Raw genomic sequence first — 25,762 nt, forward strand, 5'->3', positions numbered from 1 at the left:
TCACTCCAGCGCGCGGATCGCCCGCTCGTCGCAGCTTTTGCGTCCGACCGGCACCGAGCTGACCGTCGGCACCGGTAGCGATTGGCCGATGCGCAGCGGGGCAAAGCGCTTGCGCTCTATGCCCGCGCAGCGCAGCGCCAGTTCCAGCATCCGGGGCGGCGTGTCCCATTGCTCGTAGGACAGGCGGAAGGTGCCCCAATGAATGGGGATGGCGGTGGATGCGCCCAGCCGCTTGAACACCTCTACTGCTTGGGATGGGCCGATATGCGCGTCGGATTGCATTTGCCCCTTCCAGAAGCGGAAGGCGCCGATCGGGATCAGCGCCAGGCGGATAGGGCCAAGGCGCGCGGCTTCGGCGGGCCAGGCCATGTCCCCTGCGCCTGTGTCACCCGCGAAGAAGATGTTCCCGGCGCGCGTCTCGATCACGAAGCTGGACCAGAGCGCGCGGTTGCGGTCGGCGCCCCAGCGACTGCCCCAATGATGGTTGCGCGTCACATGGACGCGATAGTCGGGGCAATGTTCGTAATTGCCGCACTGGATGACCGCATCAGGTGCCAGCCCGTTGAGCGATGCGCCGCTGATCGACTGACTCCAATCCAGCGCGGTCGAGGGAATGCCGTTCGCCTTCAGGATCGTATCATTGCCCAGGCTCGTGACGATTTTCGGCCTGTCCCTCTCCCACAGGCGCTTGAGCGTGGGCATGTCCATATGGTCATAATGATTGTGGCTGAGCAGGATCAGGTCGATCTTGGGCAGGTCGTCGAAGCGTATGCCGGGCTGAGCGATCCGCTTGGGGCCAAGCGGGGGCAGGGGGCTGGCATAGTCCGACCAGATCGGGTCGGTCAGGATGTTGAGACCCGCCGCCTGCACCAGCACGGTCGCATGGCCGACCCAGGTCGCCACCATGCCGCGTGGTGCGGCGAAGGGCGCGGGGCGGGTGGGCTTGACCGCGATCGCCTCTGGCCAGGGCGGTCGGTCATCATTGCCCAGCAGCCAGCGCGCCATGAAGCCGCGCCGGGTGGCGCCGGGTGGCGCGGGTATCTCGATCGCGCCGTCGGGGTTGAAGAAATGCGCGCCGTCAAAATGTCGGCTGGCCGGCCCCGCATAATAGATGCGGTCCAGGAAGGGCGGAATGATGGTGATCGCCAGGCACAGCGCGACGACCAGAAACAGCAGCGCGACGCCCGCGCCTCTTATGATGCTGAAAAGGCGGCCCATGCTGCTCCCCGCGCTAACAATGTCTAGCGACATAGCGCGGATCGGCGGGGCGGCAAGGGGAAGGTGGGGGGCAGCAGCGGCGCGGTCGCGCTCAGCTTTGATCCCGATAGGCCATCTGCAGGATGCCCCAGTGGCGGCCATGGACATGGATCGACGCGATCACCTGCTTGAGCAGGACGACTTCGCCCTTGGCGGTGGGACGGCGATAGGCCTTGATGCAGAAAGGCTGGATGGTCCTGCATTGGTCGCGCGTGTCGGGGAAATCGAACATCAGCCCCTGGCGCGAATGTTCGGCGTTCCAGACATCGTCGCCCGGCCGCTGCGGGTGGGACCGTTCCGGCATGGCGATGGCGCCATAGGCGTTGCGGTCGGTGAAGGTCATGCCGAACAGGCCGGGATAGGCCCGCGCCATCTCCTGCCGCGCGCGCGCTGCGGCCAGCATCACCGGCTGTACTGGATGGCTGTACTGGATGGGATGGGTGGCGGGGATCGGTAGATATTTTTCGCTGAAGACATCGGCTTCGCTGATCCGGCCTTCGGCGATAGCGCGTTCGATAGACAGCGCGACCGCCTCGGCCGATTCCAGGCTGAAGCGGATATAAGGCGAATCGGGAATGTCGATGCCGCTTTCGGCCAGATATTGCAGCAGCAGGTTGGTGTCTTCGCTGGCGCTGGTGACGCGGCCCGACAAGCGTTGCAGGCCACCGGCATTGTCGTTCGATGTGCTGGCGAGGGCAGCCAGGCCGGTACGAATTTCGCCTGCCGATCCCACCATCGACGCGATGCGCTGCGCGACCGTTTCGCTGTTCCCGGACAGGTCGAGCATCAGCGCCGCCAGCCGTTCGACCAGCGTTTCGATGTTGCGCGTATCGGATTGGGCGGTGCGGGCGGTTTGCGCGCCCCGCGTGATGCTGTCCAACATGCCGCCAGCCTCGCTGGTCAGCGCCGCGATGGACCGATCGATCGTCTGGGTCGCTGCACCGGTTTCCTGCGCCAGCTTCTTCACCTCGGCCGCGACCACGGCAAAGCCGCGCCCGGCATCACCGGCGCGTGCTGCCTCGATCGTGGCGTTGAGCGCCAGCAAATTGGTCTGGCTGGCGATGCCGCTGATAACGCTGGTGACATGGGCGACGGTCTTCAGCGCCTGGCCGAAGCCATCGAGCCGCGCATGGATGCGGCTCACCTGTTCGATCAGGTCGACGAAATTGCCGTTCGCGGTCGATAGCTGGCGGCCTGAATCGTCGATGATGGCGCGGGCTGCGACCGCTTTCTCGCGCGCATCCTGCCCAGCCAACGAGACACGCTCGCCATCCTGCGACAATTGTGCGGCGGCACCGCTGATCGCTTCGATCGTGCGGGCCTGATGCGTCACTCGTTCGGCGAGTTCGCTGATGTCGACCTGCAAGTCGAGCGTGCGTATCCCTAGATCGCCGGACAATTTGGCGACCTTTGTAACCGCGCGCGCGATGCTATCGGAATATATGTCCCTGCTCACGGGGCATAGCGCTATCCGTTCGTGGTAAATTAAGCGTTAGCGCTTTGTGCCCATTTCAAAACGCGCCGGCCAGCGCCAGCAGCACGCCCGTCACCACCAGTATCAGGCCAATAGCTTCGCTGCGCCGCATCCGTTCCTTGAGGTAGAAATGGCCGAAGGCCATGGTGAAGACGACCTCGATCTGACCGACGATCCGCACCAGCGCGACCGGAGCGGTGGCAAAGCCGGTGAACCAGCAGGCGGAGCCTAGCGCGGAGAGCAGGCCGACCTGTCCCGACACGCGCCAGCTTGCGAAGACCCGGCCGATCTCGCCCCGCTCGCGCGCCAGCATCCAGCCGCCCAGGATCAGCGTTTGAAGCAGCACAGTGATGCACAGGACGATCAGCGCTGCAAGGATGCGGTCATCACCACCCACTTGCTGTGTCGCGCGGCGGATGCCGATCGCGGTCAGCGCGAAGAAGAAGCCCGACGCCATGCCGGTGATGGCGGCAGGCTGGCCCAGCGCGCGCAGGAAGTCCACCGGCCCCATCCGCTTGCCTCCGGTCGACAGCAGCATCACGCCTGCAACGCCGCAACCGACGCCTGCCCAACTCAGCGCCGCCAACCGTTCACCCATCAGCAGGAAGGAAAGGATCGCGCCCTGCACCGCCTCCGTCTTGGAATAAGCGGTGCCGACCACGAAATTGCGGTGGCTGAACGCCAGGATCAGCAGGTTGGTGGCGATGATCTGGGCCAGGCCTCCGGCGATGCAGAAGAGCAGGAAGCGCGGCTGAAGCGTCGGCCAGGGCGCGGGGAAGGAAAACCGGTAGAGGCCAAGCAGCGCCAGCGTGAATGGAATGCCGTAAAGATAGCGGACCAGACCCGCGCCGTTCAGAGACAGGCTGTGGCTGACGCGGCGCTGGATCGCGGTGCGCCAGGCCTGGGTGGCACCGGCCATCAGCGTGGCGGGCAGCCAAAGGGGGGAGGAGATCATGCCCGCCCTATACAGGGCCGACATGTCGCGTCACCCCCATCCTCACCAATAGCGACCCAGCGACTGTGTCACCCGGCGCTTTCATTTCCTCTGTCATGGGCAGGAAGAATATCGGGGGATATCATGGAGGCGTCGCGGCTCCACAGAGCGCGATAGGGGCCTCTTTCTCAATGTCTTTATGTTGCTGAATTGTCACGGATGGAAATATATTGCGGCTCTCACCTGGCTGCGCGGAGCCTTGTCACCATGCCGCCACAAATTGCTCCTAGCCGCCGCCTCATCCTGGACGCGGGCGCGCAGGGGCGCTGACGTCCTGGTCACAAATCAACAGACTATCGGGGAAGTACCTTGTCCAAACTCACTTTCGGACGGTCGGCGCTGCTGCTGACCACGGCTCTGGTCGCGTTCGCCATGACGGGCGCCGCCCATGCGCAGGACGCCGGCGCCAATGACGGCGCGCTCGACGAGATCGTCGTCACCGCTGAACGCCGTTCCGAAAATCTTCAGAAGGTGCCGATCTCGGTCGGTGTCGTGCAAGGCGACGCGCTGCGCAACCTTACATCCGGCGGCGGCGACATTCTCGAACTCGCCGCGCGCGTGCCCGGCCTCTATGCCGAAACCACCACCGGCCGCATCTTCCCGCGCTTCTACATTCGTGGTCTGGGCAATATCGACTTTTATCTCGGCGCGTCGCAGCCGGTGTCGATCATCCAGGACGATGTGGTCCTTGAGCATGTGGTGCTGAAATCGAACCCCGTGTTCGACGTCAACCAGGTGGAAGTGCTGCGCGGTCCGCAGGGGTCGCTGTTCGGCCGCAACACCACCGCGGGCATCATCAAGTTCGACACCAACCGTCCGACCATGGACTGGCAGGGCCGCGCCCAGGCCAGCTATGGCAGCTACAACACCGTAACCTTCGACGGCGGCATCGGCGGCCCGATCGTGGCCGACAAGCTCGCCTTCCGCGTCTCGGCGCTCTACCAGCATCGCGACGACTGGGTCGACAACACGTATAGCGGCCCCAGCGCCGACGGCACCGTCAGCCCGAAGAAGGACGCCATGGGCGGCTTCAACGAAAAGGACATTCGCGTCCAACTGCTGATGACCCCGTCGGAATCGCTGTTGATGCTGACCAGCGTCCACGCGCGCGATTATGACGGCACCTCGACCATCTTCCACCGCGCCGGCCTTATCAAGGGATCGAACAGCGTCGCCGGCACGCCGCGCAGCTCGGTCGCGCTCGACGAAGCGCACAACAATCCGCAGGCCTACAAGACCTACGGCGCGTCGGAAAATATCGCGCTGGATTTTGGCCCGGTTACGCTGACCTCGATCACCGCCTATGAAACCACCAGCGGCTACAGCCGGGGCGACACGGACGGCGGTGCGGGCGCCGACTATCCGGTGAACGGTATCGCCAACGGCTTTGGCCAGTCGCAGGGCCAGGTGCGCGATCTCGACCAGCTCACCCAGGAAGTCCGCCTCGCCAGCAATGGGGACAACGCCTTCAAATGGCAGGTCGGTGGCATGTATTTCGACAGCCGTGACACCACCGATTTCTACCAGCGCGCCTATTTCCTGACCGGTGCCGCCAACAATCCCAATAACTGGGTGCGCCTGCACAACAAGAATGAAAGCTGGGCCGTCTTCGGCCAGGCGAGCTACGAAGTCGTGCCGGGCCTGACCATCACCGCCGGCGGCCGTTATACCAAGGACACCAAGGAAACCCGCCTGGTCCGCGCCACTGCCAACGCCGCAGGTGTGTCGAGCTACACTGGTCGCCGCTACGTTAAGTTGACGGGCAAGGAACCGAGCTGGGACGTCAGCGCCCTTTATGAAGTCAGTCCTGAGGTCAGCCTTTACGCCCGCGTCGCGCGCGGTTTCCGTGGTCCCACCATCCAGGGCCGCTCGGCTGTATTCAACAGCGACTTCACCACGGCGGATTCGGAAACGATCCTGTCCTATGAAGGCGGCATCAAGACCAACCTGTTCAACAACCGCGTCCGCTTCAACCTGTCGGGTTTCGCCTATCGGGTGAAAGACATCCAGCTCAACGGCAACGACGTGAACGGCAATGGTGTCCTCTTCAACGCCGACAAGGCCGATGCCTATGGCATGGAAGCGGAACTGGAAGCGCGGCCGTTCGAGAATCTGACCCTGTCGGCCGGCCTCAGCCTGCTGCACAGCGAGATCAAGGACAAGAATGTCTATGCCCAGGTCTGCATCCTGAACGGCGTCGTCGTCTGCACGGTCGAGGACCCGACGATCAAGGTCGGTGCCAACACCTTCGCCCAGATCGACGGCAACCCGCTGCCCAACGCGCCCAAATATACGGCGAACATCACGGCCCGCTACGACGTGCCGCTCGGTAATGGCGGCAAGATCTTCGTCGCGACCGACTGGAACATTCAGGGTTACACGAACTTCGTCCTCTACAAGACGAAGGAGTTCTATTCGAAGGGCGATTTCGAAGGCGGCCTCAAGATCGGCTACACCGCACCCGACGGCAAGTACGAGATCGCCGCCTTCGCCCGCAACATCACCAATGAGAAGAACCTCAAGGGCGTGATCGAAAACTATATGGCGGCGGTCTTCAACGAACCGCGCGTCATCGGCGTGTCGCTCAGCGGCAAGCTGTAAGAGGGACGGTTATTCCTCCCCATGCGAAGCATGGGGAGGGGGACCAGCGGCATCGGTTACGGATAATGTTTGCTTCAGGAAATTGACGAGTAGCTTGCCTGCTCTGCCTTCGGCATGGGCAAACCACCATATGCTTGCGACAAACCCGAACGTAACGAGCGCCAGGATCATTTTGATGATGATATAAGTTGCCGGATCAGCCGGGGAATGGACGGGCTGATAAGTCAGCAGAGCGAAACTGCCCCACACACCGGCGGCCGCCAGGGGAATCAAGGTAAGGACGAACTGGATGCCGGGAACCGTTCGCCCGGTAATGCGCGTGCCAGATTCTTCGGCGCGCAGCCACACAATCAGCTTCGGCTTGGAATTCCGATTGATCCAGTCAAACGCACCAAGCCACATCAACAACAGGTGCCCGAAGAAGCGGCCCCTCGGTCTGAGATCGTTGGGACGTTGCCATCCCGGCACGAATTTCGCCTCCAATCGCCGCCGGCACTCGTCCGGCGGCAGCGGAGAATAGAGATTGATCCGTTCGCCGAAGGGCTGAAAGCTCATACCTGAATTCATGGATTAGAACCGATGCCAACCCGTTCCCCGGCGAAGGCCGGGGTCCAGCTCCAGCGTCAGAACTGGACCCCGGCCTTCGCCGGGGAACAAGCAACCGAAGTTGATGAGTCATTCTCTCCGCAACTTGGCATCACACCCCCTCCAGTAGCTTCTCCCGCTTGATCTTCTCCTGCCACACCAGCGGAGCGAGGCGGTGGACATTCTGGCCTTCGCTATCCACGGCCACGGTCACGGGCATGTTCTCCACCGTGAACTCGTAGATCGCTTCCATGCCCAGATCCGCAAACCCCACGACCCTGGCTTCCTTGATCGCGCGGGCGACCAGATAGGCCGCGCCGCCGACCGCCATCAGATAGGCGCTCTTGTGCTTGGCAATGCTTTCCGTCGCAGCCGGACCGCGCTCGGCCTTGCCGACGCAGGCGGCCAGCCCCTGTTCCAGCATCATGTCCATGAAGCCGTCCATGCGGGTCGCGGTGGTGGGGCCGGCCGGGCCGACCACCTCGTCGCGCACCGGATCGACCGGGCCGACATAATAGATGACACGGCCCTTGAAATCGACCGGCAGGCTCTCGCCCTTGGCCAGCATGTCCTTGATCCGCTTATGCGCAGCGTCGCGCCCGGTCAGCATCTTGCCATTGAGCAGCAGTCGGTCGCCATGCTTCCAGCTCTGCACCACGTCCGGCGTCAGAGTGTCGAGATCGACGCGGATCGCTTCCTTGCTCGGCTTCCAGTCGACATCGGGCCATTCGGACAGTTTGGGCGCCTCCAGATAGGCCGGCCCCGATCCGTCGAGCGTGAAATGCGCATGGCGGGTCGCCGCGCAATTGGGGATCATCGCCACCGGCTTGCCCGCCGCATGGCAGGGATAGTCGTAGATCTTGACGTCGAGGATGGTGGACAGCCCGCCCAGACCCTGCGCGCCGATGCCCAGCGCATTGACCTTGTCGAAAATCTCGATCCGCATCTTCTCGATGTCGTTCTGCGGCCCGCGCGCCTTGAGTTCCCCCATGTCGATGGGTTCCATCAGACTTTCCTTGGCCAGCGCGACCGCCTTTTCCGCCGTGCCGCCGATGCCGATGCCCAACATGCCCGGCGGGCACCAGCCCGCACCCATCTGCGGGATCATCTCCAGCACCCAGTCGACGATCGAGTCGCTGGGGTTCATCATCTTGAACTTGGTCTTGTTCTCGCTGCCGCCGCCCTTTGCCGCAACGTCCACGATCACTTTGTCGCCCGGCACCATCTCGACATTCAGTACGCAGGGCGTGTTGTCCTTGGTGTTCTGGCGCGAAAAGGCCGGATCACGCAGGATCGACGCGCGCAGGCGATTTTCGGGGTTGAGGTAAGCGCGGCGCACGCCCTCATCGACCACGTCCTGCATGGAGCGGCTGTTATCGTCCAGGCGGCAGTCCATGCCCCATTTAACGAAGACATTGACGATGCCGGTGTCCTGGCAGATCGGGCGATGCCCCTCCGCGCACATGCGGCTGTTGGTCAGGATCTGGGCGATGGCGTCCTTGGCCGCCGGATTGGCCTCCGCCTCATAGGCTTTGCCCAGCGCGCGGATATAATCCATCGGGTGGTAATAGCTGATGAACTGGAGCGCGTCGGCCACGCTTTCGATCAGATCGGCGGTCTTGATGACGGTCATCTACCCTGGTCCCTATTCTTGCGGCCCGCCTCTGCACGGCGGATCCTGGCAGCGGCGGCTATAGGCTTTTGCGAGTCTGAGTCCAGCCGCGGTGCCGATCTGCGGGTATATCGGCTGGGATATCAGGCGGGGGAGGGCATCGGCAGCAATTGATAGTTCCAACTGGCGTTAGTCCGTATGATTCGCGCCGGCACACCTGCTGCGACGCAGTTGGCGGCCACGTCCTTCACCACGATCGCACGAGCCGAGATGACACTGCCGGCGCCGATGCTCGTGCCTTTCATGATCACGGCGCCATCCCCGATCCAGACCCGGTCGCTAATCTTCACATGGCCGCCCGGATTGATGCGCTGCCCGCTCGCCAGATCGACCACCGAGTGCAAGTCGCTGACGGTGATCCATGTATTGCCCGCGACAAGACAGCCTTCTCCAATGCTGATGTCGAAGGATTCATGGCACTGTATCTGGCAGGTCCAGGTGAAGCCGGTATAGGCGCCGATCGATACCGTCGAATCCTTCACAGTATAGAGGGCGATGGCGCCCAGGCGGCATCCCGCGCCGATGCGTACAGTGCAATCGGCGCCCACCGTCAGGTTGATTTGAGCGGCATGGCAGTCTGGCCCAATCTCTATTGATCCGCCCTTGCCCGCAAAGGTGATGACACCGCTACTATCTTCGATGAACGCTTCGGGGATGCTGACGTGATTGCCCTCTGTATTGTGAATCTGGACTGGCACAGGCAGGCATCCTTATATGAGGGCCGATCGACATTTAGATGATGACGTGGCGATCCGAAGGCCAGCGAGGTTAAGATGGTGGTTTTCCGTGACCCGGAATATACTAAAAATATGTGTGTTCAGGAAGTACGAACAACCGTCATTTGCAGTCGGTCAGGGATGAATGTCAGATGGCTCCAGTAAATATATGATTCTAGTGTGGTATATGGATTGGAAGTACGCTAAGATACCAGCCGTTATAGCATGGCGTACTTAAAGTCCACCACATTGGGGTAGGTAGACATTCAAGAAATGAAGCATTTTCCCCAATTTTATCCGTCATCCTGACGAAAGTCAGGATCCATTCGGCGCGATTTCTCCTGGGAAGTGCTGAATGGATGTTGATTGTCATCAACAGGGCAGCGAATGGGGAGCAAGGCACTTTGCCAAGCTTGAATGTCGATCCGTCATAGTGGACCGGATGATCTGCATTTCCGGTCGGCTGTTGAACGGAAGTTGGAGTCCATCAATCCATTGGCGCTTCCCGGCCCCTTCATGCTGCCTTGTCCGGGCGCTGTGACGCATTTGCGTGGCAAGCCTTATTTATTTTTTCTGTTGTATGCGGCCCCTTGCCTTTTCCGGAGCCAAGGGAAGTCCATGCGTCGCTGCGATGCGGCGTGCCGCGACGGCGACGAAATGAATCGGATGCGCGGTGAACAGAGTCTCCGAATAGTCATTTACCCTCTTGCGCCTGAAACGCGCTGTGGCACTATCCCTTGTATCGGGTTAACGGGGTCTACCCAACAGATTGTGATCGCGTCGCTGGAATGCTTTCCGGCGCAGGGGCGTTTTGTCCCTGCGGTCCGCTCAGTTGGACCCAATTTACGTGCCCGTGCGGAGCGGTTCATGCTAGGATACGCACCTCGCTTGTGTCCCGGCTGACCGAATCGAACGGAACAGGAACAACGGGGACTCGCTATGGATTTTCGGGACAGTGGACAGACAGGTGCTGGCGACGTGGCAACGGTGATGGAAGAAGTGTTGGAAGCAGCGATCGAGACGAGCAAGCCGGAGCCTGTCAAGGCGGCCGAGCCGATGTCCTCCTCCACGGTGCTCGCGCGCCGTTTCGAGGTGACGACCGATGCGTCGCGCGACGCGCTGCTGACCGAGTTCGGCAAGGACACGCTGAACGATCGCTATCTGTTGCCCGGCGAAAGCTATCAGGATCTCTTCGCGCGCGTTGCGGCGGCCTATGCCGACAATGCCGACCATGCCCAGCGCGTCTATGATTATATTTCGCGCCTTTGGTTCATGCCGGCGACGCCCGTATTGTCGAACGGCGGCACCGGTCGCGGCCTGCCGATCAGTTGCTATCTCAATTCGGTCGATGACAGCCTTGAAGGCATCGTCAACACCTGGAACGAGAATGTCTGGCTCGCTTCGCGCGGCGGCGGCATCGGCACCTATTGGGGCAATGTGCGCGGCATCGGTGAGCCTGTGGGCCTCAACGGCAAGACCAGCGGCATTATCCCGTTCGTCCGCGTGATGGACAGCCTGACCCTGGCGATCAGCCAGGGCAGTCTGCGCCGCGGTTCGGCCGCCTGCTATCTCGATATCTCCCACCCGGAGATCGAGGAGTTCCTCGAAATCCGCAAGACGTCCGGCGATTTCAACCGCAAGGCGTTGAACCTGCACCATGGCGTGCTGCTGACCGACGAGTTCATGGAAGCCGTTCGCGACGGCGCCGAATTCAACCTGCGCAGCCCCAAGGACCAGTCTGTGCGCGGCAGCGTCAACGCCCGCGCCCTGTTCCAGAAGCTGGTCGAGGTGCGCCTGGCCACCGGTGAACCCTATATCGTGTTCAACGACACGGTGAACCGGATGATGCCCAAGCATCATCGCGACCTGGGCCTCAAGGTGTCGACGTCGAACCTCTGCTCGGAAATCACCCTGCCGACCGGTCGCGACCATCTGGGCAACGACCGCACGGCCGTTTGCTGTCTCTCGTCCATGAACCTGGAAACCTGGGACGAGTGGAAGGACGACCCGATGTTCGCGGAGGACATCATGCGCTTCCTCGACAACGTCCTTCAGGACTATATCGACCGCGCGCCGCCGGAAATGGCGCGCGCCAAGTATAGCGCCAGCCGTGAACGCTCGGTGGGTCTGGGCGTCATGGGCTTCCACAGCTTCCTCCAGGCGCGCAACATTCCGTTCGAAGGCGCGATGGCCAAGTCGTGGAACCTGCGCATCTTCAAGCATATCAACGCCAAGGTGAACGAGGCGTCGATGATGCTGGCGCAGGAGCGCGGGCCGTGCCCCGACGCCGCCGACCAGGGTGTGATGGAGCGTTTCAGTTGCAAGATGGCGATCGCGCCCACCGCGTCGATCAGCATCATTTGCGGCGGCACCTCCGCCTGCATCGAGCCGATCCCGGCCAATATCTACACTCACAAGACGCTGTCGGGCAGCTTCTCGATCAAGAATCCCTATCTGGAAAAGCTGCTGATCGCCAAGGCGAAGGACAGCAGCGCGGTCTGGAACTCGATCCTGGAAAAGGGCGGCTCGGTCCAGCATCTCGACTTCCTGAGCCAGGAAGAAAAGGACGTATTCAAGACCAGTTTCGAAATCGATCAGCGCTGGCTGCTCGAACTCGCCGCCGATCGCACTCCCTATATCGACCAGGCGCAGTCGCTGAACCTGTTCATCCCGGCCGATGTGGAGAAATGGGATCTGCTCATGCTCCATTTCCGCGCCTGGGAACTGGGCATCAAGTCGCTTTACTATCTGCGGTCCAAATCGGTCCAGCGTGCGGGCTTTGCCGGCGGCGTGGAAGCCGACAACACGATCGATGCGCCCAAGTTCGAAATCGGCGAGACCACCGACTATGACGAGTGCCTTGCCTGCCAATAAAGGCTTGAAGCCGGGCGCGACGGCCTATGCCGCCGCGCCCGCGCGCTCACGCTTCTTCTTCGAACGTCACCGCGACATCGGCATTGGCGGACAGGCGCACGGTGCCGTCATCCTCGACCGCCGCGATCAGACCCTGGCTGATATAGTGATGATGCCCCTTATGGCTTCCTTCTCCGCTGTCCGCCTTGGTCAGCTTGATCCGGTCACCGTCCATATGGTCGACGGTGCCGACATGGACGCCATCGGCGCCGATCACTTCGGCATGTTCCTGAATGCTGCTAAGGTCGATCATGATATTTCTCCTGTGCGGGGGGTAACGAGCGTTGAACGCGCAAGGGCGGAGATGGTCGCATGATGGCAGCCATGCCTCTAAGGATGAGAATTGTCCTCTCGGCTATGCTTTCGGTCGGAGTTGGCGTTGGAATATATAGCTATTGGGTCGATACGCCCCAGTGGCGAGCCCTGTTCTGGATCATGTTGTCGCTCAGTCAGATTGCTATTTTCTCCTATGAGTTGCGTCATCCGCCGGCGCTTGCGCCGGTGACCGCAACGACCGATGATTTCGTCCGCAAAATTCGCCAGCCACGTCGTGCAAGTCAGCTCAGAATAGCCGGCATTGTAATCTTCGCGTTCATGCTGGTCGCCAATATTTACATATTCTTCTCGGAGTAATCCCATGCCTCTTCTCCAAGCCTCCAAGGTCTACAAGCCCTTCGAATATCCCTGGGCTTATGAGTTCTGGAAGCGCCAGCAGCAGCTCCACTGGCTGCCCGAGGAAGTGCCTTTGGGTGAGGATTGTCGCGACTGGGCGCAGAAGCTCTCCGACCATGAGCGCAACCTGCTGACCCAGATTTTCCGCTTCTTCACCCAGGCCGACGTGGAAGTGCAGGATTGCTACCACGAAAAATATGGCCGCGTGTTCAAGCCGACCGAGGTCAAGATGATGCTGACCGCGTTCAGCAACATGGAAACGGTCCATATCGCCGCTTACTCGCATCTGCTCGACACGATCGGTATGCCCGAAAGCGAATATAGCGCCTTCCTCCAATATAAGGAGATGAAGGACAAGCACGACTATCTGCAGCAGTTCGGCGTCGATACGGACGAGGATATCGCCCGCACCCTCGCCATGTTCGGCGGCTTTACCGAAGGTTTGCAGCTCTTCGCCAGCTTCGCGATGCTGATGAACTTCCCGCGCTTCAACAAGATGAAGGGCATGGGCCAGATCGTCACCTGGTCGATCCGCGACGAAACGCTCCATTGCGAGGGCATCATCAAGCTGTTCCATGCTTTCTGCGCCGAACGCCAGTGCCTGACGCCGGCCGTCAAGGACGACATCCTGGACATGTGCCAGAAGACGGTGCGGATCGAGGACGCCTTCGTCGATCTGGTCTTCGAAATGGGACCGGTGCCGGGCATGACGCCCAAGGACATCAAGAAATATGTCCGCTACATCGCCGACTGGCGCCTGGGCCAGCTCGGTCTCAAGCCCATCTACATGATCGACGAGCATCCGCTCCCCTGGTTGACCCCGCTGCTGAACGGCGTGGAGCACGCCAACTTCTTCGAAACCCGCGCGACCGAATATTCGAAGGCGGCGACCCGTGGCCAGTGGAACGACGTCTGGGACGCCTTCGACCGCCGTCAGAAGGTCAAGGGCACCGAACCCGCCAATGCGGACACGGACCCGGACATGTTCAAGGCAGCGGGAATCGCGGCGGAGTGAGTTTCAAATCAAACAAGGAGGAGGCCAGTATGAGTTAGCCTGGAGTATTAAAACTATTCCCCAATCACCCACAGAAGACACGCCTTGCCAGTTCTTTAGTACCCCTATGGATGGCGGAAGAGAGATTAATCAGGCCACCAGACTCCATAGGCCTACATAACTTAGCGAGAACTAAGATCGGAAGTGGGGCAGTGCTACAAGGTTTCTGACAATGCTGAATTTCAGTATTTATCAGAATCGAAGTGGATTTTGGGCGTGGGAAGTTTTGGATGAAGAAGCAGTTTATGTTCGGTCCGAACGAGCTTTTGTGCAGGAGCATGAGGCCCGGGAGGATTTGAAGAACTCGACCTCTCTCATCCAGAACCATCTCAACCTCAACTAACTTTGATTCGGAAGGACGGGTGGGAAACTGCCCGTCCAACCGAAGGCGGCGGTGATGATTAATACCGATGATCTATTCAGCTTTCAGAAATGAATTTGCAATTGGTTGGTAGATCAAAGCCATTGCATCCATAGTGGATCAACCTCCCGCCAAAATGGCGAAACCTGCGTTATGCTTGCTCCATGTCCGAGCAAACCACGATCCGTCACGCCTATATCTGCAATGTCTGCGGCAGCGACCATGTGACGCGCGACGCCTGGGCCGCATGGGATGTGGACAGGCAGGACTGGGTGCTGGAGGCTGCCTTCGACTACGCCTATTGCCATCGCTGCATGGGCAACGCGCGCCTGGATCGGGTCGTGCTGACCAGCTCGACCACCTTCTCGGCGCCAGAGCGTGGAGGTGGCGCGGAGTTCGGGTGATCTTTTTTAACGCCATTACTCTACATTTCCGCGCTATGCTCTTTGGTGTCCGCCTTCGTTCGCTCTTCACCAGCCGCTGGATGGCGTTGCTCTGGGCGGTGCTGGTGATCCTGACGGCGATCCAGATCGTCGGCTCCGGCGATGACAACCAGGATCGCGGCGAGCAGGGCGGCGGCGTTATCACGGCCGATGGCGTCACCCATGCGCCGCGCGCCGCCAGCTCATATTAGATGTTTGATCCCAGGCTTTGATGGTGCATTATTCACCACCAGCTGGAAGGAAGCGCTATGGGCCAGATACTCCACGGGTGCGCCACGACGACTGAGGCAGTCCGTCGAGCGATACAACATAGTCAAGAGAGCCTGAGGGCGCTGGCCCGGCGACACGGCATCAACCAGAAGACCGTCGCCAAATGGAAGCGGCGCACCTCCACGGCCGACCTGCCGACCGGCCCCAAGGTCGCGCGATCGACGGTTCTGTCGGTTGAGGACGAAGCCGTCATCGTCGCCTTCCGCCGGCACACGCGGGACTGTCAGGAATTCCGTGTGTGGGCGGGCATAATGGGTAAGAAGGAGACCCTGTATGCCTCGACGCAAGGAGCCGGCGATCCCGGCTGATTTACTCGATCAACTCTTGGCCGGCAGCGATGCCGCCAGTGCGCTCCAGCAGGGCGGCCTGCTGGATTCATTGAAGAAGGCGCTGGCCGAACGGGCGCTCAACGCCGAGATGGATTACCACCTTGGCGATGCCCCGCAGGTCGGGAACAGCCGCAATGGCTATGGCCGCAAGACGGTGGTGACGGACACCGGCAAGATCGAGATCGAGGTGCCGCGCGATCGTCATGCCAGCTTTGATCCGCAACTGATCGCCAAGTACCAGCGCCGGTTTCCGGGCTTCGACGACAAGATCGTCTCGATGTATGCGCGCGGCATGAGCACACGGGAGATCGTCGGGCACTTGCGCGATCTGTACGGTATCGACGTCTCGCCGGACCTGATCTCGACGGTGACCGACGCCGTGCTCGAAGAGGTCGCCGCCTGGCAGGCCCGACCGCTCGATCCGGCCTATCCGCTGGTTTTCTTCGACGCGATCCGGGTCAAGATCCGTGACGAAGGTCTGGTCCGCAACAAGGCTATCCACATCGCGCTGGGCGTGCGTGCCGATGGCGGCAAGGTCGTCCTGGGCCTGTGGATCGAGCAGAACGAGGGCGCCAAATTCTGGCTGCGGGTGATGAACGAGCTGAGGAACCGCGGTGTTGAGGACATCATGCTGGCCGTCGTAGACGGCCTGAAGGGCTTTCCAGAGGCCATCACCGCCGTGTTCCCCGAGGCGATCGTCCAAACCTGCATCGTCCACCTGCTGCGCAACTCGATGGACTTCGTGTCGTGGAAGGATCGCAAGGCGCTCGCTGGTGCACTGAAGACCGTCTACCGCGCCACCGATGCCATCGCTGCCGAGGAGGCCCTGACAGCCTTCGAGGCCGGCGAATGGGGTCGGCGCTATCCTGCGATCGGCCAGAGCTGGCGCCGTGCATGGGCCGAGGTTATCCCGTTCTTTGCCTTCCCCGACGAGGTCCGCCGCATCGTTTATACGACAAACGCCATCGAGGCGTTGAATGCCCAGCTTCGACGGGCGGTCAGGGCCAGGGGGCACTTTCCCAGCGACGATTCAGCGACCAAGCTGCTCTATCTGATCTTGAACCGATCCGAGAAAGAGTGGAAAATGCCGCCACGTGAGTGGTCCATGGCCAAGGCCCAGTTCGCCGTGCTGTTCGGAGAACGCTTCATCAAGGCCATGGCAGCGTAATGTTCAACCGCCCGCCCACACACGGAATTCCTGACAGTCCCGCACACGCTGTTGCCACTCGACGACTGCTTGTACGCCCTGCAGGCCACGATTCCTCACCTGACGCGCTCGTCGTTGCATCGCTGTCTGCAGCGTCACGGCATCTCCCAACTGCCCACGATCGAGGGCGATGCGCCCAACAAGCGCAAGTTCAAAAGCTATCCGATCGGCTACTTCCACATCGACATCGCCGAGGTTCGCACCGAAGAGGGCAGGCTCTACCTCCTGGTTGCAATCGACCGCACATCGAAGTTCGCCTTCGTCGAGCTGCACGAAAGGGCCACCACTAGGGTCGCTGCCGATTTCCTCCGGCATCTCATCGCCGCCGTGCCGTACAAGGTGCGCACTGTCCTCACCGACAATGGCATCCACTTCACCGATCCGAAGTACCCGGGATCCGCTGTCGAAGAGGTCAAGCTCGCCATCACGAACGGTGAGCGGTTCCGCTGCCACTCCTTCGCCCTCGCCTGCGCCCAGAACGACATCGATCACCGGCTAACCAAACCTCGCCACCCCTGGACCAATGGGCAGGTTGAAAGGATGAACCGCACCATCAAAGAGGCGACAGTCAAACGCTACCACTACGATACGCACGACCAACTCAGGCAGCATCTTGGCGACTTCGTCGCCGCCTACAACTTCGGTCGTAGGCTCAAGACCCTCAAAGGTCTCACCCCGTATGAAGCCATTTGCAAAGCCTGGCTCAAAGAGCCACACCGATTTACGTCAGACCCGACCCACCAAATCCCGGACCAAACATCTAAGCTGTACGATCGTGTCCGGCCGTTTCCTATTTCTGCCCTACGCTGCCTTGTCTCGCCATACGGACATGGCCGTTTTCTCCACCATGCCTTGCGTAATCACGGAGGAGGGAAAGCTATATGGAAAATATCCGCAGTTAAGGGGAGTAATGCCTATTTCGCGTCGTGGCCCGCATGTTCCGGCCGGCAGCAGAATAGATGCTTTGATTTCGTTCATGCAACATTCTCTGCACTTGCGGGTTTTACGGCCAGATCAAATTCCGAGGGAAGGACCTCACTCATGCCATTCTCGCTGAAACAGGCCGTTATCGCCATTTCACTCGGCGCCATGACCCTGACCGGTATCGCCGCCACGCCGGCCCTGGCGCAGCCCGGTCGCGATGCGCGTGAACAGCGACGCGATGTGCGTGAGCAGCGCCGTGACGTTCGCAATGTCCGCGATACGCGGAAGGATTATCGGCGCGATGGTCGCGATAACCGGAGGGATTATCGTCGAGACGATCGTCGTGGTTGGCAGGAGAGTCGTCGCAATGATCGCCGCCCTGGCCGCGTCGTCTATAATTATGACTGGAACCGCCCCGATCCGCGCTATGGCCGCTCCTATCGGCCCGACCGCTATTATCGCGGCGGCTATGCGCCGATCCGGGTCGATCGCCGCACCCGCATCTATCGCGGCTATGACGATCGTTATTATTGCCGCCGTCAGGACGGCACCACGGGTCTGATCGTCGGCGCGGCGCTGGGTGGCTTGCTCGGCAGTCAGATCGATCAGGGCCAGTCGAACATCGCAGGTGTCCTGATCGGTGGTGGCGCGGGCGCGCTGCTCGGCCGGGAGATCGATCGCGGCGGGGTTAGCTGCCGTTAAGCTGATGAGGGGGCACGTCCTCTCTCAACACCAGGGATGGCGGCTGCCGTCCCAGTTCCGGGCGAGGTCTTCGGCAACCAATATGCCGCCGACGGACTCGCCCCCGCGCGTCACCAGGCGCAGGGCGCGGCCATAGCGGTCCGTGTCGCGCGCTTCTCGCGCCAGGGAGAAAGGGCCGGCGTTCAACAGCGCCCGCAACCGCCGCGTCGCCCGTGCACCCAGTTCACCCTCCGCTGCGCAGCGCGGCCCATGGGTTTCGGGCGTGTCGATGTCGACGATCCGGTATTTCTCGCCCCGAAACCGGAAAGTATCGCCATCGATCACGCAATTGATCCCGCCGCCGCTGTGGCAGATCGTGAAATCGGCGGAAAGCGTGTCGGCGGCCAGGCCCCGTGTTGGCGCAGTCACCCTCGACCAGCCCTGCTGCTGCACCCAGCCCGGCCCATAGCAGCCGAGGAGCAGCCCTAGGCATAGAGTGAAGAGGAGCGCTGTGGCTCCGTGTCCCGTCTTTATCCGCCGTTCGCGCGCATATGCTTGTCGTGCCATGCTGCCGGCCTAACGGCCTGTCGATGAACCGCAGCCCGAAGTCGCTCCACCTTTCCGCCGATCCGGGTGGGTTTCGATGTGGCGGGGCAATGCTCCCGGCTCCGTGCCGGGCGCGACCATCCGAAACGGAGCTGATCCCCCGCTTGGTGAAAGCGCTGGACAGGGCGGACATCAACCGGCAAAGGCGCGAGCGATCCTTTCGCACTGCAACAGGAATCCCCTCATGTCCCGCCAGCTCATTTCCTCCGGCTCGCCTTTCGAGGCGCAGGTCGGCTATTCGCGCGCCGTCGTTCAGGGCGACTGGTGCTTCGTTGCCGGCACCACCGGCACCGATCCCGAAACCAAGATCATGCCCGAAAGCGTTGTCGATCAGGGTCGTAACGCGCTCAAGGTCATCGGCAAGGCGTTGGAGGATGCGGGCTTTTCCTTTGCCGATGTGGTCCGCGTGACCTACTATATCACCGATGCCGCCTATTGGAACGATCTGGGCAAGGCGACTGCTTCCGTGTTCGGCGATATCCGTCCCGCCGCCAGTTGTGTTGTCGCCGGCCTTATCAAGCCGGAGATGAAGATCGAAATCGAAGTCACCGCCTTCAAAGGGTAATGGGAGCCGACCGCTATGATTACCATGTACGGCATCAAGAATTGCGATACGATCAAGAAGGCGCGTAACTGGCTGGATAATGAGCGTGTCCCCTACAGCTTCCACGACTATAAAGTGTCGGGCGTGGACAAGGCCCGGCTGGAGGAATGGGTGATGGAGCATGGATGGGAAACCATCCTCAACCGTTCGGGTACGACGTTCAAGGCGCTGGACGCGGGCGACAAGGCGCATATCGACGCTGACAAGGCGATCCTGCTGATGATGGCCAATCCTTCGATGATTAAGCGGCCTATCCTTGACACCGGACGGGAAACCATCGTCGGTTTCAAGGCGACGACCTATGAGAACGCGCTGCAAGGCGTGAAGGCGTGATCGGGCGGGGGCTGCTGCGCATCGGACTGTTCCTGCTGATGAGCCTCATCCCCCTCTCCATCGCTTCTGCCGCCGATCCGATCCTGATCGCGCATCGCGGCGCGAGCGGCGAACGGCCCGAACATACGCTCGCCAGCTATGAGCGGGCGATCGACCAGGGTGCCGACTATATCGAGCCGGACCTGGTGCTGACCAAGGACGGTGTTCTCGTCGCCCGGCATGAAAATGAGATCAGCGGCACCACCGACGTCGCTGACCATCCCGAATTTGCCGATCGCAAGACGAGCAAGACCATCGATGGCGTCGCGATGACGGGCTGGTTCACGGAGGATTTCACCCTCGCTGAGCTGCGCACGCTGCACGCTCGCGAGCGGCTCCCCGATCTGCGCCCGGCCAACAAGCGCTTCAATGATCTCTATCCGATCCCGACCTTCGAGGAGATATTGAAGCTGGTCCGCGCCAAGGAGGCGGAAACCGGCCGCCGCATCGGCATCTATCCCGAAACCAAGCATCCCAGCTATTTCGCCGGCATCGGCCTGCCGCATCAGGCGGCTTTGCTCGATATGCTGAGCCGCTATGGCTATCAGACGGAGGCTGATCCGGTCTTCATCCAGTCCTTCGAGGTCGGCAATCTCAAGGCGTTGCGCACCGCTACCCGCTTGCGCCTGATCCAGCTTGTGGATGCGCAGGGCGGCCCTGCGGACCTGCCCGGCACCAGCTATGCCGACATGCTGACGGTGCAGGGCTTGGCCGACATCGCGACCTATGCCGATGGCATCGGCCCCTCGGCGGCGCTCGTCATCGCGCCGGAAGGCCCCACCGCCCTGGTCGGCCGCGCCCATGATGCGGGGTTGCAGGTCCATGTCTGGACGCTGCGGATGGAAAACAACTTCCTGCCCGTTGCCTATCAGCGGCCCGACGGTCCGCAGGGGCGGGGTGATTTCGCCGGCTATGTCCGGGCCATCGCTGCCACCGGCGTGGACGGCATCTTCAGTGACTTCCCAGGGCAGGCGCGGCAGGCTTTGTCGGGTGGCGCGCCTTAGCCAAGGCGGAAACATCTCGAAAACTTCTTTATCAATCACGTGGCTTGACTTGCCAAAGCCCGCGCGCAGGCGAATAACGAATCCATGCTGTCCCAGAAGACCCGTTATGCAATCCGCGCGCTTCAGCATCTCGCCGACCGCTATCGCCAAGGCCCGGTTCCCCTGAATGAAATCGCCACGCGGCAGAATATCCCGGCCAAGTTCCTGACCGTGATCCTGTCCGAACTGTCGCGTGAAGGGCTGGTGGCGACGCAGCGGGGCAGGGATGGCGGTTATTGGCTGGCGCTGGCGCCAGTCGATATCAGCTATGGCGACATTGTTCGCCTGACGCGGGGGTCATTGGCGCTGACGCCCTGCGCCAGCCGCTTCGCGCATGAAAGTTGCACCAACTGCCTGCCCGAATCGGAATGCAGGCTGCATCGCGTGATGCTGCGGGTTCGCGACGAGACGGCGAAAGTGCTCGACAGCATCAGCCTGGCCGAACCCTTCGCCGCGTCTGACGAACTGGCATAGCGATTTCAGCCGCATAGATTATTCGCGGATCGGAAATCGCGTACCACCAAAGGGCTTCCCTTGCGCGTGGCGCGCGGCTTCGCCACATCGGGAGCATGACCACGCCCCCGCTCAAAGCCGTCCTCATACCCGTCACCCCGTTGCAGCAGAATTGTACCCTCTTCTGGTGCACGGAAACGATGCGCGGGGCCTTCGTCGATCCGGGCGGCGACCTGCCGGTACTCAAGAAGGCGGCGGCGCAGCATGGCGTGACGATCGAGAAGCTGCTCGTCACCCATGGTCATATCGACCATTGCGGTCAGGCGGGGGTGCTGGCGCGCGATCTGGGCGTGCCGATCGAGGGACCGCATGAGGATGACCGCTTCTGGATCGACCGCCTGGCAGCCGATGGGGAGCGGTGGGGCGTGCCTGGCGAAAGCTTTGAACCTGACCGCTGGTTGAAGGATGGGGATCAGGTGAGCGTCGGCAATCTGCTGTTCGACGTCATCCACTGTCCGGGGCACACGCCGGGCCATGTTGTTTTCCACCACGCGCCCAGCAAGCTTGCTATCGTCGGCGACGTGTTGTTCCAGGGTTCCATCGGCCGCACCGACTTCCCGCGTGGCAATCATCAGGATCTGATCGACGCCATTACTGGCAAGCTCTGGCCCTTGGGCGGGGATACCGCCTTCGTGCCTGGCCATGGGCAGATGAGCAATTTCGCGCATGAGCGCCGTACCAATCCCTTCGTCGCCGATTCGGTGCTGGCGCGTTAGGTTATTCCCGTGCGGCAAGCGCGGGCGGAGCCGGGATTTCCTGCGTCGCCGTATAAGCCACGCTGAGCGCCGCAATCGCCAGCGCGACCATGATGCTCCAGGTGAGCAGTGCGCCGCTTGCGCGCCAGACGGTGGGGTTGTCCGCGTCCATGCCGAACGCATGGGCGATGCGCGCCACGAGATAGACCAGCGCGCCGATCCACAGCCACAGCGATGCGCCTACCGCCAGTTCGATCAGGGCGAACAGGATCAGCACGATCGGCGTATATTCGACATAATTGGCGTGCGCCCGCATCCGGCGCGCCAGCAGATTGTTGCCCGCGTCGCCATGCATCACCTTGGCGCTCATGCGAATCCGCGCGCAGCGAATGGCCAGCCAGAGATTGAGCAGCGTGCAGGCGGCAGCAAAGGTCAGGGTGATGGGTAGCAGCATGGATATATTCCCTTCTCTAGGTTGGCCGCACCCTAGACAGCCCGTCCGCAGGGGCAAGGAAGGACTTGCGCCTTCGGCAAAAAGCGCTATAGGCGCAGGGCTTCGCGATCACCTGGGCCGCATGGTCTGCGGCGCTGTTGGCGTCGGTATCTGTTCGGAACCGGCCGGTCGCACAACCTGATTGATATGGAATAAGGTGCCGACATGGCTGTCCCCAAGCGCAAGACTTCTCCTTCCCGTCGCGGTATGCGCCGCAGCCATGACGCGCTGCGCGTTGACGCTTTCCAGGAATGCTCCAACTGCGGTGAACTGAAGCGCCCGCACAATCTGTGCGACGCCTGCGGTCACTATAACGGCCGCGAAATCGTCGCCGTCGGGGCGTAAGCCCGTCCTCTACTCCGCAAAGGGGTGAATTAAAGTGTCCAGCCAACCGCGAATCGCAATCGACGCGATGGGCGGGGACGAAGGCGTGCGCGTCATGATGGCAGGGGCTGCATTGGCCCGCCGTCGTCATGATGGCCTCCGCTTCACCCTGTTCGGCGACGAAGCGCGGATCAAGGCGGCGCTCGACCATCATCCCAATTTGCGGGCTGCGTCGGACATCGTCCATGCCGATACGGTCGTCGCCGGATCGGACAAGCCGAGCGTCGCGATTCGCAAGAAAAACAGCTCCATGGCCAAGGCGATCGCCGCCGTGAAAGCGGGAGAGGCCGGGGCTGCGGTGTCCGCCGGAAACACCGGCGCATTGATGGCCATGGCCAAGGTGGCGTTGCGTACCATGCCGGGCGTCGATCGTCCCGCGCTGGCGGCGATGCTGCCGACGCTGGGCGACAATGACGTTATCATGCTGGACCTGGGCGCGAACACCGAATGCGACGCCCGCAATCTTGTCCAGTTCGCGGTGATGGGCGCGGCCTATGCGCGCATTGCCTTCGACCTCGATCGGCCGCGCGTGCGCTTGCTCAATATCGGCACCGAGGAACTCAAGGGCACCGATGAGATTCGCGATGCCGCCGCCGTCCTGCGCGGTGCGAGCAGCCTGCCTCTCCAGTTTGATGGCTTTACCGAAGGCGACAAGCTTGCTCGTGGCGATACGGACGTCATCGTCTGCGACGGCTTTTCGGGCAATGTCGCGCTCAAGACAGCGGAAGGCACGGCCCGTTTCGTCACCGACGTCCTGCGCAAGGCCTTCACCAGTTCCATCCGTTCGAAGATCGGCTTCCTGATCTCGAAGCCGGCCATGCATCTGCTCAAGCATCACCTCGACCCCAATAATCATAATGGCGCGGTCTTTCTGGGCCTCAATGGGGTTGTCGTGAAAAGCCATGGCAGCGCGGACGAGAAGGGCGTGGCCAACGCCGTCCATGTCGCCGCGCGTTTGCTGGAAGAAGACATCACCCGTCGCATTGCGGCCGACATGGCGGGGATAGAGGGCCTGTCGGCTGCCGCGTCGAAGCTGGAGCAGCCCGTCAAGTGATCCGCCGTTCGATTCTTCTGGGAACAGGGTCAGCCCTGCCCGCGCGCATTGTCACCAACGCAGAGCTGGCGCAGACCGTCGACACCAGCGACGAATGGATCGTCGAACGGACCGGCATCCGCACCCGGTATATCGCCGCTGAGGGTGAAACGACCGCGACGCTGGCGACCCAAGCCGCCGGCATCGCGCTGGAGGCGGCCGGGCTTGCTGCGCAGGATATCGACCTCATCATCCTGGCGACGGCGACGCCTGATCAGACCTTCCCCGCCACCGCGACCAAGGTGCAGGCGGCGCTGGGCATCGATGACTGCGTTGCTTTCGACGTAGCGGCGGTCTGTTCGGGGTTCCTCTATGCAGTCACTGTCGCCGACAGCATGATCCGTTCGGGCGCCGCCAACCGCGCGTTGGTGATCGGTTCGGAGACCTTCAGCCGCATCCTCGACTGGGAAGATCGCGCCACTTGCGTTCTGTTCGGCGACGGGGCGGGCGCGATCGTGCTGGGTTTTGAGGAAAGCGCTGACGGCGCGCGCGGCATCCTGGCCTCAAAGCTTCATGCCGATGGCCGCCATAACCAGCTTCTCTATGTCGATGGCGGACCGTCGACGACGCAGACGGTGGGCAAGTTGCGCATGAAGGGACAAGAAGTGTTCCGCCATGCCGTGGTCAACCTGGCCTCGGTCCTGAACGAAGTGATGGAGCAGGCAGGTCTTGCCACCAGCGATATCGATTGGCTCGTGCCGCATCAGGCCAATGCCCGTATCCTCGATGCCACGGCGCGCAAGCTGAAGCTGCCGGCCGAGCGTGTTGTCATGACGGTGGATCGCCACGCGAACACCTCTGCTGCTTCGGTGCCTCTCGCGCTGGATGTCGCTGTGCGCGACGGACGGATCAAGCCGGGCGACCTCATCGTGCTTGAAGCGATGGGCGGCGGTTTTACTTGGGGCGCCTGCGTTCTGCGTCTATAATAGACCTTTCAGGGGCCATCTTGCCGAATCACTGCGAATCGGTCAGATTTCAGGCGGATCATCGGGGGGTGATCGCCGGGAGCAGGCGAGAGGGGACGAGAAATGAGCGACACTGGCACATTGACGCGCGCGGACCTGGCGGAGAGTCTGAACCGCCATGTCGGCCTGTCGCGCGCCGAAGCGGCTGCGTTGGTTGAATCGATCCTCGATCATCTGTCTGCGGCGCTTGAGCGTGGCGAGAATGTGAAGATTTCCAGTTTCGGAACCTTCGTCCTGCGCGACAAAACGCAGCGTATGGGCCGCAACCCCAAGACCGGGGTTGAGGTGCCGATCGAACCGCGCCGGGTTCTTACCTTTCGCGCCAGTCAGACGATGCGCGACCGGGTGGCCTGACTCTGGGGCATTGGCCAGTTAGACGGCCTCATTTGACTGGAAAATGCTTTAGCGCGTTTATCTGCCGCTTTTTCTGTCTTAACCGTGATTTACCATGGTTGACCTGGCCGGGATGATGGGTGCAACATCCCTGTCATGAAAAAAGCGGAGGGGGCATTCCTTACCATCAGCGAGCTGGCCGGCCAGCTTGGTCTGCCCCAGCATATTTTGCGCTATTGGGAAACGCGCTTTCCCCAACTTCGGCCGCTCCAGCGATCGGGCAATCGTCGCTATTACCGGCCAGGTGATGTGGCTTTGGCGCAGCGCATCCACCATCTCCTCCATGTCGAGGGCTTCACTGTCAAAGGCGCGCAAAAGGCGCTCACCGAGGGAGATGGCGTGGCCGTGACCGTACCGGCTGCAGCCGATCCTCCTGCCGATGATCTGGTCGTTCGGCTTGAAGGCATACGCGCCGCGTTGGCGGCCGCGCTTAAGAACTGATGCATCG

General features: G+C 61.7%; 27 protein-coding genes and 2 pseudogenes. 20 read left to right on the forward strand and 9 right to left on the reverse strand.

Features of this window, described 5'->3' with window-relative positions; genetic code table 11:
* The 3 genes from MOK15_RS14810 to MOK15_RS14820 form a co-directional block, all read right to left on the reverse strand.
* On the reverse strand, positions 1-1,218 hold the full coding sequence (locus MOK15_RS14810) for an MBL fold metallo-hydrolase (RefSeq protein ID WP_242932310.1): 1,218 nt from the start codon (positions 1,216-1,218) through the stop codon (positions 1-3).
* A gap of 91 nt (positions 1,219-1,309) precedes the next feature.
* Entirely contained in the window at positions 1,310-2,713 is a 1,404-nt protein-coding gene (locus tag MOK15_RS14815; protein ID WP_242932311.1) for a methyl-accepting chemotaxis protein, read from the reverse strand.
* A gap of 55 nt (positions 2,714-2,768) precedes the next feature.
* Positions 2,769-3,686 (reverse strand): DMT family transporter, encoded by a 918-nt coding sequence (locus tag MOK15_RS14820; protein ID WP_242932776.1) that lies wholly within the window; start codon positions 3,684-3,686, stop codon positions 2,769-2,771.
* Positions 3,687-4,034: 348 nt separating this feature from the next.
* Between MOK15_RS14820 and MOK15_RS14825 the strand changes: the two genes are divergently transcribed.
* Complete coding sequence (locus MOK15_RS14825; protein ID WP_242932312.1) at positions 4,035-6,326, forward strand: TonB-dependent receptor; 2,292 nt, start codon at positions 4,035-4,037, stop codon at positions 6,324-6,326.
* Between the two features lie 9 nt (positions 6,327-6,335).
* Here MOK15_RS14825 and MOK15_RS14830 read toward each other — a convergent pair whose 3' ends face one another.
* From MOK15_RS14830 to MOK15_RS22025, 3 genes are all read right to left on the reverse strand, one after another.
* On the reverse strand, positions 6,336-6,893 hold the full coding sequence (locus MOK15_RS14830; protein ID WP_242932313.1) for a hypothetical protein: 558 nt from the start codon (positions 6,891-6,893) through the stop codon (positions 6,336-6,338).
* 130 nt (positions 6,894-7,023) lie between these two features.
* Positions 7,024-8,544, reverse strand: coding sequence for a fumarate hydratase (locus MOK15_RS14835; RefSeq protein WP_242932314.1), 1,521 nt, complete (start codon positions 8,542-8,544; stop codon positions 7,024-7,026).
* A 122-nt stretch (positions 8,545-8,666) separates the two neighbouring features.
* On the reverse strand, positions 8,667-9,281 hold the full coding sequence (locus MOK15_RS22025; RefSeq protein ID WP_242932315.1) for an acyltransferase: 615 nt from the start codon (positions 9,279-9,281) through the stop codon (positions 8,667-8,669).
* 957 nt (positions 9,282-10,238) lie between these two features.
* Here MOK15_RS22025 and MOK15_RS14845 point away from each other — a divergent pair.
* A complete protein-coding gene (locus MOK15_RS14845) occupies positions 10,239-12,173 on the forward strand; it encodes a ribonucleoside-diphosphate reductase subunit alpha (protein WP_242932316.1) in 1,935 nt (644 codons plus the stop codon).
* Between the two features lie 46 nt (positions 12,174-12,219).
* Here MOK15_RS14845 and MOK15_RS14850 read toward each other — a convergent pair whose 3' ends face one another.
* Positions 12,220-12,465: a DUF2171 domain-containing protein gene (locus MOK15_RS14850; RefSeq protein WP_242932317.1), complete on the reverse strand. Its 246-nt coding sequence runs from the start codon at positions 12,463-12,465 to the stop codon at positions 12,220-12,222.
* 59 nt (positions 12,466-12,524) lie between these two features.
* On the opposite strand from MOK15_RS14850, the gene MOK15_RS14855 reads away from it, so the two are divergent.
* The 8 genes and pseudogenes from MOK15_RS14855 to MOK15_RS14890 all read left to right on the forward strand — a co-directional run bounded on the left by MOK15_RS14855 (position 12,525) and on the right by MOK15_RS14890 (position 18,174).
* A complete protein-coding gene (locus MOK15_RS14855) occupies positions 12,525-12,845 on the forward strand; it encodes a hypothetical protein (RefSeq protein WP_242932318.1) in 321 nt (106 codons plus the stop codon).
* A gap of 4 nt (positions 12,846-12,849) precedes the next feature.
* Entirely contained in the window at positions 12,850-13,899 is a 1,050-nt protein-coding gene (locus tag MOK15_RS14860; RefSeq protein ID WP_242932319.1) for a ribonucleotide-diphosphate reductase subunit beta, read from the forward strand.
* A 564-nt stretch (positions 13,900-14,463) separates the two neighbouring features.
* Positions 14,464-14,703, forward strand: a complete 240-nt coding sequence (locus MOK15_RS14865) for a hypothetical protein (protein WP_242932320.1) — start codon at positions 14,464-14,466, stop codon at positions 14,701-14,703.
* Complete coding sequence (locus MOK15_RS14870; RefSeq protein WP_242932321.1) at positions 14,700-14,933, forward strand: hypothetical protein; 234 nt, start codon at positions 14,700-14,702, stop codon at positions 14,931-14,933. Before MOK15_RS14865 ends, MOK15_RS14870 begins: the two co-directional genes overlap by 4 nt.
* 57 nt (positions 14,934-14,990) lie before the next feature.
* A pseudogene (locus tag MOK15_RS14875) lies at positions 14,991-15,227 on the forward strand (helix-turn-helix domain-containing protein); the annotation flags it as partial.
* 58 nt (positions 15,228-15,285) lie between these two features.
* Entirely contained in the window at positions 15,286-16,509 is a 1,224-nt protein-coding gene (locus tag MOK15_RS14880; RefSeq protein ID WP_242929997.1) for an IS256 family transposase, read from the forward strand.
* Between the two features lie 42 nt (positions 16,510-16,551).
* A pseudogene (locus MOK15_RS14885) lies at positions 16,552-17,295 on the forward strand (IS481 family transposase); the annotation flags it as partial.
* Positions 17,296-17,589: 294 nt separating this feature from the next.
* Positions 17,590-18,174, forward strand: coding sequence for a glycine zipper 2TM domain-containing protein (locus MOK15_RS14890; protein WP_242932777.1), 585 nt, complete (start codon positions 17,590-17,592; stop codon positions 18,172-18,174).
* 24 nt (positions 18,175-18,198) lie between these two features.
* On the opposite strand, the gene MOK15_RS14895 is transcribed toward MOK15_RS14890, so the two are convergent.
* Positions 18,199-18,720: a thermonuclease family protein gene (locus MOK15_RS14895; protein WP_242932322.1), complete on the reverse strand. Its 522-nt coding sequence runs from the start codon at positions 18,718-18,720 to the stop codon at positions 18,199-18,201.
* Positions 18,721-18,943: 223 nt separating this feature from the next.
* Here MOK15_RS14895 and MOK15_RS14900 point away from each other — a divergent pair, with 223 nt between their 5' ends.
* The 5 genes from MOK15_RS14900 (at position 18,944) to MOK15_RS14920 (ending at position 22,007) form a co-directional block, all read left to right on the forward strand.
* The gene (locus MOK15_RS14900) at positions 18,944-19,324 is read left to right on the forward strand and encodes a RidA family protein (protein WP_242932323.1); all 381 of its coding nucleotides are present in this window, start codon (positions 18,944-18,946) and stop codon (positions 19,322-19,324) included.
* Positions 19,325-19,339: 15 nt separating this feature from the next.
* Entirely contained in the window at positions 19,340-19,696 is a 357-nt protein-coding gene (locus tag MOK15_RS14905) for an ArsC family reductase (RefSeq protein ID WP_242932324.1), read from the forward strand.
* Positions 19,693-20,739: a glycerophosphodiester phosphodiesterase gene (locus MOK15_RS14910; RefSeq protein WP_242932325.1), complete on the forward strand. Its 1,047-nt coding sequence runs from the start codon at positions 19,693-19,695 to the stop codon at positions 20,737-20,739. The genes MOK15_RS14905 and MOK15_RS14910 overlap by 4 nt, the downstream gene beginning before the upstream one ends.
* Before the next feature lie 84 nt (positions 20,740-20,823).
* Complete coding sequence (locus MOK15_RS14915) at positions 20,824-21,252, forward strand: Rrf2 family transcriptional regulator (RefSeq protein ID WP_242932326.1); 429 nt, start codon at positions 20,824-20,826, stop codon at positions 21,250-21,252.
* Between the two features lie 95 nt (positions 21,253-21,347).
* Positions 21,348-22,007: an MBL fold metallo-hydrolase gene (locus MOK15_RS14920; protein ID WP_242932327.1), complete on the forward strand. Its 660-nt coding sequence runs from the start codon at positions 21,348-21,350 to the stop codon at positions 22,005-22,007.
* Position 22,008: 1 nt separating this feature from the next.
* Here MOK15_RS14920 and MOK15_RS14925 read toward each other — a convergent pair whose 3' ends face one another.
* Positions 22,009-22,440 (reverse strand): MAPEG family protein, encoded by a 432-nt coding sequence (locus tag MOK15_RS14925; RefSeq protein WP_242932328.1) that lies wholly within the window; start codon positions 22,438-22,440, stop codon positions 22,009-22,011.
* Between the two features lie 204 nt (positions 22,441-22,644).
* Between MOK15_RS14925 and rpmF the strand changes: the two genes are divergently transcribed.
* The 5 genes from rpmF (at position 22,645) to MOK15_RS14950 (ending at position 25,755) form a co-directional block, all read left to right on the forward strand.
* Complete coding sequence (gene rpmF / locus MOK15_RS14930; RefSeq protein WP_242932329.1) at positions 22,645-22,824, forward strand: 50S ribosomal protein L32; 180 nt, start codon at positions 22,645-22,647, stop codon at positions 22,822-22,824.
* Positions 22,825-22,891: 67 nt separating this feature from the next.
* A complete protein-coding gene (plsX, locus tag MOK15_RS14935) occupies positions 22,892-23,917 on the forward strand; it encodes a phosphate acyltransferase PlsX (protein WP_242932778.1) in 1,026 nt (341 codons plus the stop codon).
* A complete protein-coding gene (locus tag MOK15_RS14940) occupies positions 23,914-24,882 on the forward strand; it encodes a beta-ketoacyl-ACP synthase III (RefSeq protein ID WP_242932330.1) in 969 nt (322 codons plus the stop codon). The genes plsX and MOK15_RS14940 overlap by 4 nt, the downstream gene beginning before the upstream one ends.
* A gap of 102 nt (positions 24,883-24,984) precedes the next feature.
* A complete protein-coding gene (locus MOK15_RS14945; protein ID WP_242932331.1) occupies positions 24,985-25,275 on the forward strand; it encodes an integration host factor subunit alpha in 291 nt (96 codons plus the stop codon).
* Between the two features lie 135 nt (positions 25,276-25,410).
* Positions 25,411-25,755 (forward strand): MerR family transcriptional regulator, encoded by a 345-nt coding sequence (locus MOK15_RS14950; protein WP_242932332.1) that lies wholly within the window; start codon positions 25,411-25,413, stop codon positions 25,753-25,755.
* The last annotated feature ends 7 nt before the right edge of the window (positions 25,756-25,762 follow it).

Source organism: Sphingobium sp. BYY-5 (assembly GCF_022758885.1).
GTDB lineage: Bacteria > Pseudomonadota > Alphaproteobacteria > Sphingomonadales > Sphingomonadaceae > Sphingobium.

What these genes read in the sequence shown, in the direction of transcription:
- MOK15_RS14810 (WP_242932310.1), bottom strand. Translation starts at nt 1,218, where the DNA reads ATGGGCCGCCTTTTCAGCATCATAAGAGGCGCGGGCGTCGCGCTGCTG.
- MOK15_RS14820 (WP_242932776.1), bottom strand. Translation starts at nt 3,686, where the DNA reads ATGATCTCCTCCCCCCTTTGGCTGCCCGCCACGCTGATGGCCGGTGCC.
- MOK15_RS14830 (WP_242932313.1), bottom strand. Translation starts at nt 6,893, where the DNA reads ATGAATTCAGGTATGAGCTTTCAGCCCTTCGGCGAACGGATCAATCTC.
- MOK15_RS14835 (WP_242932314.1), bottom strand. Translation starts at nt 8,544, where the DNA reads ATGACCGTCATCAAGACCGCCGATCTGATCGAAAGCGTGGCCGACGCG.
- MOK15_RS14845 (WP_242932316.1), top strand. Translation starts at nt 10,239, where the DNA reads ATGGATTTTCGGGACAGTGGACAGACAGGTGCTGGCGACGTGGCAACG.
- MOK15_RS14850 (WP_242932317.1), bottom strand. Translation starts at nt 12,465, where the DNA reads ATGATCGACCTTAGCAGCATTCAGGAACATGCCGAAGTGATCGGCGCC.
- MOK15_RS14855 (WP_242932318.1), top strand. Translation starts at nt 12,525, where the DNA reads ATGATGGCAGCCATGCCTCTAAGGATGAGAATTGTCCTCTCGGCTATG.
- MOK15_RS14860 (WP_242932319.1), top strand. Translation starts at nt 12,850, where the DNA reads ATGCCTCTTCTCCAAGCCTCCAAGGTCTACAAGCCCTTCGAATATCCC.
- MOK15_RS14865 (WP_242932320.1), top strand. Translation starts at nt 14,464, where the DNA reads ATGTCCGAGCAAACCACGATCCGTCACGCCTATATCTGCAATGTCTGC.
- MOK15_RS14880 (WP_242929997.1), top strand. Translation starts at nt 15,286, where the DNA reads ATGCCTCGACGCAAGGAGCCGGCGATCCCGGCTGATTTACTCGATCAA.
- MOK15_RS14890 (WP_242932777.1), top strand. Translation starts at nt 17,590, where the DNA reads ATGCCATTCTCGCTGAAACAGGCCGTTATCGCCATTTCACTCGGCGCC.
- MOK15_RS14895 (WP_242932322.1), bottom strand. Translation starts at nt 18,720, where the DNA reads ATGGCACGACAAGCATATGCGCGCGAACGGCGGATAAAGACGGGACAC.
- MOK15_RS14900 (WP_242932323.1), top strand. Translation starts at nt 18,944, where the DNA reads ATGTCCCGCCAGCTCATTTCCTCCGGCTCGCCTTTCGAGGCGCAGGTC.
- MOK15_RS14905 (WP_242932324.1), top strand. Translation starts at nt 19,340, where the DNA reads ATGATTACCATGTACGGCATCAAGAATTGCGATACGATCAAGAAGGCG.
- MOK15_RS14915 (WP_242932326.1), top strand. Translation starts at nt 20,824, where the DNA reads ATGCTGTCCCAGAAGACCCGTTATGCAATCCGCGCGCTTCAGCATCTC.
- MOK15_RS14920 (WP_242932327.1), top strand. Translation starts at nt 21,348, where the DNA reads ATGACCACGCCCCCGCTCAAAGCCGTCCTCATACCCGTCACCCCGTTG.
- MOK15_RS14925 (WP_242932328.1), bottom strand. Translation starts at nt 22,440, where the DNA reads ATGCTGCTACCCATCACCCTGACCTTTGCTGCCGCCTGCACGCTGCTC.
- rpmF (WP_242932329.1), top strand. Translation starts at nt 22,645, where the DNA reads ATGGCTGTCCCCAAGCGCAAGACTTCTCCTTCCCGTCGCGGTATGCGC.
- plsX (WP_242932778.1), top strand. Translation starts at nt 22,892, where the DNA reads ATGGGCGGGGACGAAGGCGTGCGCGTCATGATGGCAGGGGCTGCATTG.
- MOK15_RS14945 (WP_242932331.1), top strand. Translation starts at nt 24,985, where the DNA reads ATGAGCGACACTGGCACATTGACGCGCGCGGACCTGGCGGAGAGTCTG.
- MOK15_RS14950 (WP_242932332.1), top strand. Translation starts at nt 25,411, where the DNA reads ATGAAAAAAGCGGAGGGGGCATTCCTTACCATCAGCGAGCTGGCCGGC.